At 64.6% G+C, this 12,829-nt stretch carries 15 protein-coding genes; 12 read left to right on the forward strand and 3 right to left on the reverse strand.

Features of this window, described 5'->3' with window-relative positions:
- The first annotated feature begins 33 nt into the window (after positions 1-33).
- Both ACE10Z_RS19100 and ACE10Z_RS19105 read left to right on the forward strand, forming a co-directional pair.
- Positions 34-1,323 carry an ATP-dependent Clp protease proteolytic subunit gene (locus tag ACE10Z_RS19100; RefSeq protein WP_375789286.1) on the forward strand — a complete coding sequence of 430 codons (1,290 nt, stop codon included), beginning with the start codon at positions 34-36 and terminating at the stop codon, positions 1,321-1,323.
- A 120-nt stretch (positions 1,324-1,443) separates the two neighbouring features.
- On the forward strand, positions 1,444-2,580 hold the full coding sequence (locus tag ACE10Z_RS19105) for an MFS transporter (protein ID WP_375789874.1): 1,137 nt from the start codon (positions 1,444-1,446) through the stop codon (positions 2,578-2,580).
- A gap of 66 nt (positions 2,581-2,646) precedes the next feature.
- On the opposite strand, the gene ACE10Z_RS19110 is transcribed toward ACE10Z_RS19105, so the two are convergent.
- Positions 2,647-2,814 carry a hypothetical protein gene (locus ACE10Z_RS19110; RefSeq protein WP_194460632.1) on the reverse strand — a complete coding sequence of 56 codons (168 nt, stop codon included), beginning with the start codon at positions 2,812-2,814 and terminating at the stop codon, positions 2,647-2,649.
- Between the two features lie 114 nt (positions 2,815-2,928).
- Positions 2,929-3,222: a membrane protein insertion efficiency factor YidD gene (gene yidD / locus ACE10Z_RS19115; protein WP_375789287.1), complete on the reverse strand. Its 294-nt coding sequence runs from the start codon at positions 3,220-3,222 to the stop codon at positions 2,929-2,931.
- Between the two features lie 303 nt (positions 3,223-3,525).
- On the opposite strand from yidD, the gene ACE10Z_RS19120 reads away from it, so the two are divergent.
- Entirely contained in the window at positions 3,526-4,443 is a 918-nt protein-coding gene (locus tag ACE10Z_RS19120; protein ID WP_375789288.1) for a hypothetical protein, read from the forward strand.
- 21 nt (positions 4,444-4,464) lie between these two features.
- On the opposite strand, the gene ACE10Z_RS19125 is transcribed toward ACE10Z_RS19120, so the two are convergent.
- On the reverse strand, positions 4,465-4,911 hold the full coding sequence (locus ACE10Z_RS19125; RefSeq protein WP_029080129.1) for an iron-sulfur cluster assembly scaffold protein: 447 nt from the start codon (positions 4,909-4,911) through the stop codon (positions 4,465-4,467).
- Positions 4,912-5,150: 239 nt separating this feature from the next.
- Here ACE10Z_RS19125 and folE point away from each other — a divergent pair, with 239 nt between their 5' ends.
- From folE to ACE10Z_RS19170, 9 genes are all read left to right on the forward strand, one after another.
- Positions 5,151-5,831 (forward strand): GTP cyclohydrolase I FolE, encoded by a 681-nt coding sequence (gene folE / locus ACE10Z_RS19130; protein ID WP_375789289.1) that lies wholly within the window; start codon positions 5,151-5,153, stop codon positions 5,829-5,831.
- A gap of 28 nt (positions 5,832-5,859) precedes the next feature.
- On the forward strand, positions 5,860-6,288 hold the full coding sequence (gene hisI, locus ACE10Z_RS19135) for a phosphoribosyl-AMP cyclohydrolase (RefSeq protein WP_375789290.1): 429 nt from the start codon (positions 5,860-5,862) through the stop codon (positions 6,286-6,288).
- 205 nt (positions 6,289-6,493) lie between these two features.
- On the forward strand, positions 6,494-7,105 hold the full coding sequence (locus tag ACE10Z_RS19140; RefSeq protein WP_375789875.1) for a c-type cytochrome: 612 nt from the start codon (positions 6,494-6,496) through the stop codon (positions 7,103-7,105).
- 49 nt (positions 7,106-7,154) lie between these two features.
- A complete protein-coding gene (locus ACE10Z_RS19145) occupies positions 7,155-8,369 on the forward strand; it encodes a c-type cytochrome (protein ID WP_375789876.1) in 1,215 nt (404 codons plus the stop codon).
- 113 nt (positions 8,370-8,482) lie between these two features.
- On the forward strand, positions 8,483-8,662 hold the full coding sequence (locus ACE10Z_RS19150) for a hypothetical protein (RefSeq protein WP_375789291.1): 180 nt from the start codon (positions 8,483-8,485) through the stop codon (positions 8,660-8,662).
- Positions 8,662-9,225, forward strand: coding sequence for a cytochrome C oxidase subunit II (locus tag ACE10Z_RS19155; RefSeq protein WP_375789292.1), 564 nt, complete (start codon positions 8,662-8,664; stop codon positions 9,223-9,225). The genes ACE10Z_RS19150 and ACE10Z_RS19155 overlap by 1 nt, the downstream gene beginning before the upstream one ends.
- On the forward strand, positions 9,215-10,840 hold the full coding sequence (locus ACE10Z_RS19160; RefSeq protein WP_375789293.1) for a b(o/a)3-type cytochrome-c oxidase subunit 1: 1,626 nt from the start codon (positions 9,215-9,217) through the stop codon (positions 10,838-10,840). The genes ACE10Z_RS19155 and ACE10Z_RS19160 overlap by 11 nt, the downstream gene beginning before the upstream one ends.
- Entirely contained in the window at positions 10,837-11,628 is a 792-nt protein-coding gene (locus ACE10Z_RS19165; RefSeq protein WP_375789294.1) for a c-type cytochrome, read from the forward strand. Before ACE10Z_RS19160 ends, ACE10Z_RS19165 begins: the two co-directional genes overlap by 4 nt.
- Before the next feature lie 88 nt (positions 11,629-11,716).
- Positions 11,717-12,721: a transglycosylase SLT domain-containing protein gene (locus ACE10Z_RS19170; protein ID WP_375789295.1), complete on the forward strand. Its 1,005-nt coding sequence runs from the start codon at positions 11,717-11,719 to the stop codon at positions 12,719-12,721.
- Positions 12,722-12,829: the final 108 nt, after the last annotated feature.

Raw genomic sequence — 12,829 nt, forward strand, 5'->3', positions numbered from 1 at the left:
CACTTTCCCGCCATCGCGCGATCCGCAAGGTTCATGTTTTCCCGTCTCCTGTTTTTCGTAGCGTTGCTTCTGGTCCCGGGCATCTTGCGGGCGGAAGAAGCACCGGTGGAGAAGGCCGGGTTTGCGAAGCGGCTGACCATCTACCTCGCCAAGGGACCGGCGAATGCCTGCGGCGCCGGTTGTGATCGCTGGATCGCGATCGAAGGCGAGATCGATCGGAATGCCGCGGCGCGGATTCGCAGCTTCCTGCTTGCCGTCAAGGACCCGCTGCTTCCGATCTACGTTCACTCGCCGGGCGGAAACGTCGAGCAGTCCTATGCGATCGCGCGGTTTCTGCGTGCACGCAAGGCGATTGCCCGGGTCGGCCGCACCAGCGTGGGCGCCTGTTCCGCGGGCACGCAGATCGACGCCGCCTGCCAGAAGATCAAGGCTGTGAAAGGGGAGGTCGAGGCCGAACTCACCACGCGCAACGCGATGTGCGTTTCGGCCTGCGCCTATCTGTTCCTGGGCGCGACCGACCGTGAAGTGGCGCCCGACTCGGTGCTCGCGGTGCATAACTCCAAGCTGATGTTCGTCGTCCACGGGCACCCGCCGCCGCAGGTCGTCGCCGACTTCAGGCGGCGTGAGATGGTGAGTGCCGATCGCGATCGCAACCTGTTCCTCGCGGCGATGGGGATCAATCATGAACTCAGCAACCTGATCCGGACCGTGAAGTTCGAGGACCTGCACGTGTTGACGCGGCCGGAACTCTATCGATTCGGAATCGATGCGCGGCCGTTGCCGGAAACGCTGTGGGCGGTCGAGAAGGAAACCCGGCCCTATATCCGCAAGATCGCGCAGCAGAAGAAGGGCGACGGCAGCTCGTTCCGCATGATGGAGTGGCGCCTGTTCTGCGAGAACAAGGATCGCGGGCGGCTGATGTTCGTGCGCGAGTTCGACGAGGGCGCCGCCGGCAAGAGCACGGTGGTGATGATGGCCGGCACCACCAGGGCGATCGCGTTCGGCAGATTGCCGGCGCGGTTCGGCAAATACGAGGTCTGGAGCGATCCGGTGACCTCGGACATCGTCAAGGCGATGTTGGCGGTCCCGCATCTGCAGATCGGCGAAAGCACGCCGTCATCGGACGGCAAGTCCGATACCAAGTCAGATCTCAAGCCTGACTTCGCGACATTCGATATCGACACGACCGGACTGGAGCAGGGCTGGACGCAGCTATTGGCATCGTGCCCGGCAACGAGCGCCGGCCCGAAGCCTGCGAGCCCGTTGCCGACAGCTGTTTCGCCGAGCGTCAACGCGGTGCCGGCCGCATCGCCGGCGCCGTGAGCGCAAGAGGCGTCATCCGATCACGTGCCATCGATCACGTGCTATGCATTTAGATGCAGTTGCATTGATTTCGGGGTCTGCTATCAACGCGGCGTGAAACGCTTCGCTCCCACCGCATTGATGCTCGGCAATATCGTCACCGGCTGCTCGGTGCTGGCGCCGGCCGGCATGCTGGCGGAGCTTTCGAGCGGGCTCGGCGTCACGATCCACACCGCGGGTCTCCTGATCACCTTCGGCGCGATCGTGCTATGCGTCGGCTCGCCGGCGACGGCGTGGCTGACCAGCCGGTTCGAACGGCGCGCGCTGCTGACGGCGACGCTGCTGGTGCTGACGCTGACCAATGCGGCATCGGCCTTCGCACCGGACTACGACAGTCTCTTGATCATCCGCCTGGTGATGCTCGCGATCGGTGTCCTCTACACGCCACAGGCGGCCGGCACCGCGGCGCTGATCGTGCCGGTGGAGAAGCGCGGCAGCACGATCGCCTATATCTTCCTCGGCTGGTCGCTCGCCGCTGCGATCGGGCTGCCGTTGATCACCTTCATCGCAAGCCGTTACGGTTTTCGCGCGACCTATGGCGCGATTGCGCTGACCGGGCTCGTGAGCTGCCTGCTGCTGTGGTGGCAGCTGCCCGGCGGATTGCATGGCGCGCCGGTCGACTTGAGGACCTGGGCCGATCTCGGCCGCAATCCGACCGTCATCCTGCTGCTGTCGGTCACGACGTTGCAGATGTCCGGCCAGTTCGTGGTGTTCACCTTCATGGGGCCGCTGCTCGGCAAATTGACCGGCGCCAATGCGGACGCCGTCGGGATCGTGTTCGCGCTCTACGGCATCTTCGGGTTCGTCGGCATTGCGATCGCGACCCGCATCGTGGATTCCTGGGGCGCCTGGAAGACGTCGGTGCTGTTCACCGTGCTGCTGCTCGCCGGCGTGGGCGGCTGGGCACTGAGCGCCGGTGCCTACGCATTGATGGCCGCCTCGGTTGCGGTGTGGGGCCTCGGCTTTGCGTCGACCAATTCGATGCAGCAGGTGCGCCTGGTCGGTGCGGCGCCGACGCTCGCGTCGGCGTCGGTCTCGCTCAACACCTCGGTGCTCTACATCGGCCAGGCCATCGGCTCCGCGATCGGCGGATTGCTGTTTGCGCGCGAATGGCTCTACAGCGCGGGCTACGTGGCCACGGCCTTCGTCGCCGCGGCCCTTGCGGTCGTGCTCATCACGCGGCCGCGTCCGACCGGGCGCACGGCCGCGGCCGAGTGAGCCTCGCGGCTGACGCGCTCGGGAACTCGAGCAAGGTAGGTGCCGGTTCGCGTGAGACGTGGCGCGTCACCACTTCACGCTCTGGCTGGGCACGATGAATGCCGTCGTGCTCGGCTTGTTCGAATTGTGGGTGAAGTAGCCGTAGGCGGCAACGATCACGACGAGCAGGGCAAGCACGGCCAGCAAATCGATCTGCCGGGGATCGTGCCCGTTGTGGCTGAGTTTCCAGCGCATTTTTGTTTCCTCCCCGAGGGGATCCCATGCGGGCAATGAAACAATGCGCCAAGTATCGCCACAGTTCCGCCGGGCAGCAATGTGCGCCGCGTTTGGGAGCGCCGCAGCAATCGATCAACTGTCGTTGACGCCGCGCCAGCGGCCGTAGCGCCAGGGCAGGTACCAGTGCGCCCCAGGCGGCCTCGTCTGCGGAATATTATCGATGCCGGAGGTTCCCCATGGCTGGCAGCGCAGCAATCTTGCCAGCGTCATCCATCCACCGGCCCATAGTCCGAAGCGTTCGATCGCCTCATCGCCATAGACCGAGCAGGTCGGCAGATGCCGGCAGTTGTAGCCGACCAGCGGCGACAGCGTGTGCCGGTAGATCCAGATCAAGGCACGGCCGAAATTGCGCGGCATGCGGCGCATGGCGCTGGCACATTCCGTGCATCGCGGATCGTGTGTCGTTGAATGATCGGTCGGTGACATACCCAAGTATGTACGTAATCTTGCGGGGGTTCCAAGCTAAGGAACTGTTCAATTGCAGATATTTACGCCACAGTTGGCCAGTATTGCACAGCACCGGTGGCGCTGCAGCAAGGGCTCTATGGACGGTCCGGATCAGCAACGCTACCGTTCCCATTACGCGCCGATGACAGATTCGTGGCGCGTTGCCATGGGGCCATTGCCACCGCTCGCATCACCACCGAGGGCTTGGGGGAAGGAACCAAATTGAGGCTCGCGAACTCGCTTTCGTTGCGCAGTTGGGTGCTCACGGGCGCCGTTGCCCTTTGCTTCGCGGTTTCCGGCACCGCCACATGGGCGGGGAACTCCACGCAGACCAGCTCGACCCTCGAAGAACGCAAGCTGCCGATGAAGTTCAGCTGGATCGCCTGCCAGCCGAATTGCCGCGGCTGGGTGTCGGCGGTCGGCATCATCACGGCCGACAGCCCCAAGGAATTCGACGAGTTCGCGCGCAGCCGCCAGCTCAACGGCGCGACCATCGTGCTCGACTCCAGCGGCGGCTCGGTCAACGACGCGATCGCGCTCGGCCGCCGCTTCCGCGGTCTCGGCGCGCTGACCACGGTCGGCACCAGCGTTGTCAATCAGGTCGCGCAAGGCGACCGCGCCAGCGTGCTGCCGGATGCCTATTGCGAGTCGATGTGCGTGTTCCTGCTGTTGTCTGGCAAGACGCGCTATGTTCCACCGGCCGCGCACATCCGGGTGCATCAAATCTGGATGGGCGACCGCGCCGATGACGCGAAGGCCGCCAGCTACACCGCGCAGGACCTGATGATCGTCGAGCGCGATATCGGCCGTCTCGCCAAATACACCTTCGATATGGGTGGCGCAGGTGAGCTGTTGTCGCTCGCACTCAGCGTGCCGCCGTGGGAAGACCTGCACGAATTGTCGGCGGCTGAATTGCGGCTGACCAATCTCGTCACCACGGATGCGGTCGCCGACGTGCTGCCGCGGCAGGACAACGCGATCCCGGTCGCCGAGGCAAAGCCGAAGAACGGCGATCGTTTCGTCAGCAGCGCGATGGAGGGTGAGGCACTGCCGCAGGCCGCGAAGGCGACCAAGACCGCCGAGGCCGTGGTGCCGACCGGCGGCACCGCCGCGCCGGCGCCGGTCCAGCCGTCGCAGTAGGGTTCAGGCTGGTAGCCGGGCTTACGCCGGCTGCTTAGCCTTGGCCTCGATCTGACCGATCGCATCGACCACGGCGTCGAAGGTCAGTAGCGTGGAGGCGTGGCGGGCCTTGTAGTCGCGAACCGGCTCGAGCAGCGCGATGTCGGCCCATTTGCCGCCCTGCGGAGGCTGGCCATTTTCCTTGAGCATCTTGCGGACGGTCTCGCGCAATTCGCGCAGTTCGTCCGCGGTCGACCCCACCACATGGCTCGCCATGATCGAGGAGGAGGCCTGGCCGAGCGCGCAGGCCTTCACGTCGTGGGCGAAGTCCGTCACGACAGGGCCGTCCATCTTGAGGTCGACCTTGACGGTCGAGCCGCACAATTTCGAGTGGGCGGTGGCACTGGCGTCCGGCTCGGCCAGTCGTCCGAGGCGCGGAATATTGCCGGCCAACTCAATGATCCGCTTGTTATAAATGTCGTTCAGCATGGGGACAGATGCCTGGTTCCGGCCGTGCCGGGCGCTCTTGGCGGCTGGGTTTCACCGTCCTATATATGAACGGCATCGTCCGAAACATAGCCCGGCTATGCTTCCACCGCGGGCCACTTGCGCCGCGGCGGTGCTACAAAGATGGGACTCAGGCGCCCGGCGGTTCGAAGATCCGCCCCGTCTGCCCGGTGACACATCCGGCCCAAAGGCAAATGCCTGGCCGGTCGAACGGAGAAGACATGGACGCCTTGATCAAACCGATTCGCGCCAACAAGCCGGCCGATGCGAAGGCCACCGAGCTCGACCCTGCAGAATTCCTGTCGGCGGCCGTCCGTGCCGATCAGCCGCGCCCGTCGCGGGCGGAGGCCGAGGACGCCGTGAAGACGCTGCTCGCCTATATCGGCGAAAACACCGGCCGCGAGGGCCTGCTCGACACGCCGCGCCGCGTCGTCGAGGCCTATGACGAGCTCTATCAGGGCTATCATCAGTGCCCGGCCGAAGTGCTGAACCGCACCTTCGGCGAGACCGCCGGCTACGACGATTTCGTCCTGGTCCGCGACATCGAATTCACCTCGCAGTGCGAGCATCACATGATGCCGTTCTACGGCAAGGCGCATATCGCCTACACGCCGGTGGAGCGCGTCGTGGGCCTCTCCAAGCTGGCGCGGCTGACCGACATCTTCGCCCGCCGCCTGCAGACCCAGGAGCATCTCACGGCGCAGGTTGCGGCCGCGATCGACGAGGTGCTGAAGCCTCGCGGCGTTGCCGTGCTGATCGAGGCGGAGCATACCTGCATGTCGGTGCGCGGCGTCGCCAAGCATGGCGCATCGACCTTCACCAGCCGCTTCACCGGCATGTTCCGCGACAATCCGGCGGAGCAGCAGCGTTTCCTGTCCCTGGTGCGAGGACCGAACCGGTAACCTCGCATTTTCTCAAGCGAGGTTTTCCGTGTCCGCATCGAACCACGATCACGACCGCGAAGAAGGGCTGGCCTTCCAGCCCAAATTCGACGCGACAGGTCTTGTGACCTGCGTCGCGACCGATGCCGCGACCGGCGACGTGCTGATGGTCGCGCACATGAACGACGAAGCCCTGCGCAAGACGATCGCGACCGGCGAAGGATGGTACTTCAGCCGCTCGCGCAATGCGCTGTGGCGCAAGGGCGAGAGCTCGGGCCAGACCCAGCGCGTGATCGAGATCCGGATGGATTGCGATCAGGACGCGGTGTGGATCAAGGTCGAGCAGATCGGCGCTGCCTGCCACACCGGGCGGCGCTCCTGCTTCTATCGCGCGGTGAAGACCGAGGGCGGTGACATTAGCCTGTCGTTCGTCGATGCCGACCGGATGTTCGATCCGGCGCAGGTCTATCGCAAATAGAGCGTTGATCTAAATCAAACGCGATGCGTCGAAGTGGTGCACTTCGTTGCCTCCTGTTCGGCTGTGTGCAAGTAATTGCACATCGTCGTCGCGCTGGGGGTGAGTCGTGGCGCATCGTCTGATACCGCTTGTTGGGTTTCTTGCCTGGGTTGTATTGCCGGTCGGCGCGGCGCAATCGCAAACGGCGGAGCGTGCGCCCGATACGATGGCCGCGCGCGTCCTTGCCTGTGCGCCCTGTCACGGCGCCGAAGGCGAGGGCACCAGCGACGCCTATTTTCCGCGTCTCGCCGGCAAGCCGGCCGGCTACCTCTACAACCAGCTGATCGCGTTCAGGGATGGACGGCGGAAATATCCGCCGATGAACTACCTGCTGGAGTTTCAGACCGACGATTATCTGAAGAAGATCGCCGAGTATTTCGCGTCGCTCCGGCCGGCATTTCCGCCGCCGGTCCCGCCGGTCGACAGCAAGGAGATCCTGGCGCGGGGCGAAGCGATCGTGAAGAACGGCGATCCGCAGCACGGTATTCCGCCCTGTTCGGCCTGTCATGGTCCGGCACTGGGCGGCATGGAGCCCGGCATTCCGGGCCTGCTGGGCCTGCGCGCGGCCTATATCAGCGGCCAGCTCGGCGGCTGGCGCTACGGCACGCGGACCGCGCTCGCCCCCGATTGCATGCAGATCGTCGCGAGCCTGCTGACGGAGGACGACGTGAAGGCAGTGGCTGCCTATTTGTCGTCGCGCCCGGCGCCGGCGGATCCGTCCTTCTCGCCGCGAGGCAGCCTGCCGATGCCGCTCGAATGCGGCAGCGAACCGCACTGAAGGGATCGTGCAGATGTCGCGAACCTCTACAGGACTGCTGGTCGGATTGATGCTCGCATTCGCGCCCATCGCCGCACTCGCACAGCAGAAGGCGGCCGATCCGGCCGTGATCGCCAAGGGCGAGTATCTCGCGCGCGCCGGCGATTGCATCGCCTGCCACACGGCGCGCGAAGGCAAGACCTTCGCCGGAGGCCTTCCGATGAAGACGCCGTTCGGCACGCTCTATACGTCGAACATCACGCCCGACCCGCAGACCGGGATCGGCACGTGGACGTCGGATCAGTTCTACCAGATGATGCACAATGGCCGCTTCCCCGACGGCGGCCTGGTCTATCCGGCGATGCCGTTCGCCTCCTATACCCAGGTGACGCGCGAAGACAGCGACGCGATCTACGCCTACCTGCGCACCGTGCCGCCGGTCAGGCAGCTCAACAAGCCGCACGACCTGACATTCCCGTTCAACAACCGCTCGCTGATTCTCGGCTGGCGCACGCTGTTCTTCAGGGAAGGCGAGTTCAAGCCGGATCCGGGCAAGTCCGCCGAGTGGAACCGGGGCGCTTATCTCGTCGAAGGGCTCGGCCATTGCGGCATGTGTCATACCCCGATCAACGCGCTCGGCGGCAGCTCGCAATCGCAGGCCTTCGAGGGGGGCCTGATCCCGATGCAGAACTGGTATGCGCCCTCCTTGACGTCGAACAAGGAGACGGGCCTCGGCGATTGGACGATCGAGGAGATCGTCGACTATCTGCGCAAGGGCGTCTCCGCCAAGGGCGCCGTGTACGGGCCGATGGCCGAGGTCGTCTACAACAGCCTGCAATATCTCAATGACGACGACGTGCGCGCGATGGCGATCTATCTGAAGGGCCTTGCGCAGCGCGGCTCGCCTGAGAAGCCCTCGACGCCGCTGCCGTCAGCCGAGAGCAGCCTGCTGCTCTCCTTCGGCAAGCCGATCTATGACCGCGAATGCGCCAGCTGCCATGGCGCGACCGGGCAGGGCATGCCGCCGGACTATCCGCCACTCGCCGGCAACCAGTCGATCCAGATGGTTTCCGCCGTCAATCCCATCCGCATGGTGCTCAATGGCGGTTATCCGCCGGGCACGTCGGGAAATCCGATGCCGCACGGCATGCCGCCATTCGCTCAGAAGCTGTCGGACGACGAGGTCGCGGCTGTCGTGACCTACATTCGGACGGCCTGGGGCAATCGCGGCGAGCCGGTGTCGGCGCGGCAGGCCAACGAACTGCGTGCGGCAACGCTGAACTAAAGCATGATCCGGAAAAGTGCGAAGCGGTTTTCCGAAAAGATCATGCTCAAACAAGGAGCCAGGGCGTGATGACGATTCAACCTGATCCCATCGCGCTCTAGGGGAACGCGGTCATGATCAACTCATCTTCGCCGCAACCGCCTGCATCCGTCCCGGAGGACGAGGCCATCGAGACCATCGTTCGCGCGGGCCCGGGCGGCGCGGTCGCGGTCGCGGGCGTTGCGACGGCCATCGTGGTCGGCTTGTGGTTTGCGTTCTATCTGTTTGTCTTCCTGCCGCGGAGCGTTCCCTGATGGCGACCGAGACGGACCACAGCCTCGGCGAGGCGGTTGCCGCACGGATCGAGCGGCGCTGGGCGACGCTGTCGATCGTCATTGTCGGCCTGCTGGTCGGCATGGCGGCCTATATCGGCATTCATCAGGCGACGATGCCGCAGGGCCGGGTCGAAACGGCCGATCCCAAGACGTTGCATCTGTCCGGCGAATTCACCGAGAGCAATCTCGGCAGCGAAATGGAGGCCGACGGTTCGGTCACCGTGCGCGCCATCGGCCAGCAATATTCCTTCACGCCGCAATGCGTCGTGGTACCGGCGGAGACCCCGGTCACCTTCCGCGCCACCAGCGCGGATGTCGTCCACGGATTCCTGATCGAGGGCACCAACATCAACACGATGCTGGTGCCGGGCTACGTCACGGCACTGCCGGTGCGCTTCAAGGCGCCGGGCGATCACGTGATGCCATGCCAGGAATTCTGCGGCATTGGCCACCAGGGCATGTGGGGCAAGGTCAAGGTGGTCGACAAGGCCGCGTTCCGTGACATGGCCGCAGCGAAGCGGAGGCTGACCTGTGTTGACTAACAAGCGGCTGATAGCAGCGCATTTCTGGCTCGCCTTCATCGTGTTCGGCGTCGCCCTGGTGCTCGGTGCCTGGCAGATGTTCGTGCGCAGCCCGTTGAACGCCTGGCACTTCAATCCGGAATTCTACTATCGCTCGGTCACCGCGCACGGCTCGGCGATGGGTTACGTATTCCCGACGCTGATCGCGATGGGCTTCGGCTATGCGATCACCGAAGCGTCGCTGGAGAAGGCGCTGATTGGACGGCGCTGGGCCTGGGCCGGCTTCTTCCTGGTCGCCGTCGGCGCCGTTGTCGCGATGATTCCGGTGTCGCTCGGGCTCGCCTCGGTGCTCTACACCTTCTATCCGCCGATGGTCGGCAATCCCTTCTATTACATCGGCGTCGTCATGGTCGTGGTCGGCTCATGGATCTGGGTCGCGCTGATGGTGACCAATTTCGCGATCTGGAAGCGCGAGAACCCGGGCAAGCCGGTGCCGCTTGCGATGTACGCCAATGTCGCGGGCTCATTGCTCTGGGGCTGGACCGCGGTCGGTGCAGCGCTCGAAATCCTGTTCCAGATCCTGCCTGTGGCGCTTGGACTCAAGTCGACGATCGATGCGGGGCTGGCGCGCGTCTTCTTCTCGTGGACTCTGCACGCCATTGTCTATTTCTGGCTGGTCCCGACCTACATCGCCTATTACACGATCTTCCCGCGCGCGATCGGCGGCCGGCTCTATAGCGACGCCATGGCACGGATTGCATTCATCCTGTTCGTCGTGGTGGCGATGCCGATCGGCGTGCATCATCTGTTCGCCGACCCGCAGGTCGGCGCCGGATTCAAGTTCATGCATTCGGTGTTTACCGGCCTGGTGACGTTGCCGACACTCCTCACGGTGTTCACGATCTGCGCGTCGGCGGAGATCGCAAGTCGCCTCCGTGGCGGCCGCGGCGCATTCGGCTGGATCAGGGCGCTGCCATGGTCCAACCCGATCATGCTGGCGACCGCGCTGTCGCTGGTCATGCTCGGTTTCGGCGGCGCCGGCGGTATCATCAACATGAGCTACCAGCTCGACGCCTCGGTGCACAACACGCAGTGGATCACCGGCCATTTCCACCTGATCTTCGGCGGCGCCATCGTGATCATGTATTTTGCCATCGCCTACGATCTGTGGCCGCATCTAACCGGCCGCGCGCTGGACAGTTTCGGCCTGATGCGCACGCAGCTCTGGCTGTGGTTCATCGGCATGATCGTGACCACCTTCCCGTGGCACTATGTCGGCATCCTCGGCATGCCGCGCCGTATGGCGTACTACGACTATGCCAACCCGGCGATCTCGCCGCAGGCCTTCTCGGTTGCGATGTCGGCGATCGGTGGATTCATCCTGCTGCTGTCAGGCCTTGTGTTCCTGCTGGTGCTGATCCGCGGCCAATTCGGCGCGCGCGGCGAGGCGGGTGCATATCGCTTCGCGGTGCCGTTGCACATGCCGGCGCGGATTCCGGTGGCGCTCAACTCATTCGGCCTGTGGCTTGCCTTGATGGTCGGCCTCACCGTGGTGAACTATGGTTTCCCGATCGCGCAACTGATGACGCTGAACGAGACCAGCGTGCCTGCGGTCTATGTCGGAGCCAGCCGATGAGTGATCAACAGCTGTTCTCCCCGCGAAATCCGTGGTTCGGCATCAGCGTCGGCGTCACGGCCGCTATTGCCGTGCTGTCGGCCGTTGCGGGCCTGATCTGGCTGCCGCTGGCTCAACCCAACCTCAAGCTTGCCGGTGTCTGGGACGCGATCTGCAGCGCGGCCGGCGTGCCGCGTGCCGCGGTGCAGGAGGCCGGCGTCAAGCCGGATTTCAAGACCTCCAATGTGGTCATGACGTCGGAGATGCTGACGAAGGTCAATCAGGTCTCGATCGGGCGGGGCGCGACGCTGGCGCAGCGTTGCGCGATCTGCCACGGACCGCAGGGTGTCAGCGACGCCCATTCACCGAACCTCGCCGGGCAGTTTGCCGCGGTGACGTACAAGGAGCTCAATGACTTCAAGTCCGGCGCGCGGGTCAGCGTCGTGATGAGCCCGTTCGCGGCGGCGATGAGCGACCAGGACATGAAGGACGTTGCGGCCTACTACGCCTATCTGCCGCGGGTGCCTTCGGACAATTTGGATGCCGGACGTGCCGCGCCGGCGGTGGTGGTGACGGGTGCCCCGATGCGCAACATCCCGCCCTGCGGCTCCTGCCACGGCGATATCGACAACAAGGCGGGAAGCCCCTGGCTCGGCGGCCAGTCGGCAATCTACATCAAGGCACAGCTCGAGGCCTTTGCCTCCGGGGCCCGCCGCAATGACATCAGCCAACAGATGCGCAACATCGCCCGCCAGATGACCGCCGAGGAGATCGACCAGGTTGCGCACTACTACGAGGCCCAGCCGTGAGCGACATTAACCTGCCGTTAACCATAATTACGGCAGGTTAACAGGACATGGGTGCCGATTGCCGGCGCCCAGCAAGGCACCCGGACAGATGGCGGTCGACCTCTTCAATGCGACGGCTTCGGCAGGTGTCGATGCTTCGCGCCTGAAGGTCGCCGGTTCGATCAAGCAGGCGGCCGCGACCACCGGCACGAGCTTCGAATATCTGCTGACCACCGCGAAGATGGAATCCAATTTCAATCCGCGGGCCGGCGCCACGACCTCGTCGGCGCATGGACTTTATCAATTCATCGACCAGACCTGGCTCGGCACGGTCAAGGAGGCCGGAAGCCAGCTCGGCTACGGCCAGTATGCCGACGCCATCACCAAGAACTCCGACGGCAGCTATTCGGTCAGCGATCCCTCCGCGCGCAACGCAGTCATGAAGTTGCGCGACGATCCCGATGCGGCGTCGTCGATGGCGGCGGTGCTGACGCAATCCAACAGCTTCAAGCTCACCGGCACGCTCGGCCGTCGTCCGACCGATGCCGAGCTCTATATGGCGCATTTCATGGGGGTCGGCGGCGCCGGCAAGCTGATCTCGAGCGCCGAGGACAGTCCGAGCGCCAATGCGGCTGCGATGTTTCCGAAGGCGGCGGCCGCCAACCAGTCGATCTTCTACGACAAGTCGGGCAGTGCGCGCAGCGTCAGCCAGGTCTATTCGGTCCTGACCACACGCTACGCTGCGGCTGCGAATTCAAGCGACACGCGCACGGCCTTTGCCGCGGCGGGCGGCGGCACCATGAGCCCCAATGCGATCGCAAGCGCTACGCCGACACAGGCGCTGACCATGGACACCGCGTCCTATCTTTCGACCTTCCCGAATGCCCGTGCGGCCTCATCGACCGGTGCGACCTCGGCCGTCGCATCGGCGCAGCCGGCGCCGGCCTTCCGCTCGCTCTACCAGGGCGGCGACCGTGCGGAGCCGATCTCGCCGGCGGTGCAGGAACTGTGGGGCAACTCCGGCTCGCTGACCGCGTCGGCGACGCCAAAGGTCCGCGCGCCCGGGCGGCTTGACCTGTTCAGCGACCCGAACGGCACCTTCAGCAACGGCTAGCGTTGCCGGTTTTGCAGGCGCGTCGGTGCGCCCTGGCCATCTTAACGAAACGTCAATAATCCCAAATGTTTATGGTGAACCCTTTGTTAAGCGTCATGGTTTATTTTT

This window comes from Bradyrhizobium sp. Pha-3, assembly GCF_042258615.1.
Taxonomy (GTDB): Bacteria; Pseudomonadota; Alphaproteobacteria; order Rhizobiales; family Xanthobacteraceae; genus Bradyrhizobium.

What these genes read in the sequence shown, in the direction of transcription:
- ACE10Z_RS19100 (WP_375789286.1), top strand. Translation starts at nt 34, where the DNA reads ATGTTTTCCCGTCTCCTGTTTTTCGTAGCGTTGCTTCTGGTCCCGGGC.
- ACE10Z_RS19105 (WP_375789874.1), top strand. Translation starts at nt 1,444, where the DNA reads ATGCTCGGCAATATCGTCACCGGCTGCTCGGTGCTGGCGCCGGCCGGC.
- ACE10Z_RS19110 (WP_194460632.1), bottom strand. Translation starts at nt 2,814, where the DNA reads ATGCGCTGGAAACTCAGCCACAACGGGCACGATCCCCGGCAGATCGAT.
- yidD (WP_375789287.1), bottom strand. Translation starts at nt 3,222, where the DNA reads ATGCGCCGCATGCCGCGCAATTTCGGCCGTGCCTTGATCTGGATCTAC.
- ACE10Z_RS19125 (WP_029080129.1), bottom strand. Translation starts at nt 4,911, where the DNA reads ATGCTGAACGACATTTATAACAAGCGGATCATTGAGTTGGCCGGCAAT.
- folE (WP_375789289.1), top strand. Translation starts at nt 5,151, where the DNA reads ATGGACGCCTTGATCAAACCGATTCGCGCCAACAAGCCGGCCGATGCG.
- ACE10Z_RS19140 (WP_375789875.1), top strand. Translation starts at nt 6,494, where the DNA reads ATGGCCGCGCGCGTCCTTGCCTGTGCGCCCTGTCACGGCGCCGAAGGC.
- ACE10Z_RS19145 (WP_375789876.1), top strand. Translation starts at nt 7,155, where the DNA reads ATGCTCGCATTCGCGCCCATCGCCGCACTCGCACAGCAGAAGGCGGCC.
- ACE10Z_RS19150 (WP_375789291.1), top strand. Translation starts at nt 8,483, where the DNA reads ATGATCAACTCATCTTCGCCGCAACCGCCTGCATCCGTCCCGGAGGAC.
- ACE10Z_RS19155 (WP_375789292.1), top strand. Translation starts at nt 8,662, where the DNA reads ATGGCGACCGAGACGGACCACAGCCTCGGCGAGGCGGTTGCCGCACGG.
- ACE10Z_RS19165 (WP_375789294.1), top strand. Translation starts at nt 10,837, where the DNA reads ATGAGTGATCAACAGCTGTTCTCCCCGCGAAATCCGTGGTTCGGCATC.
- ACE10Z_RS19170 (WP_375789295.1), top strand. Translation starts at nt 11,717, where the DNA reads ATGGCGGTCGACCTCTTCAATGCGACGGCTTCGGCAGGTGTCGATGCT.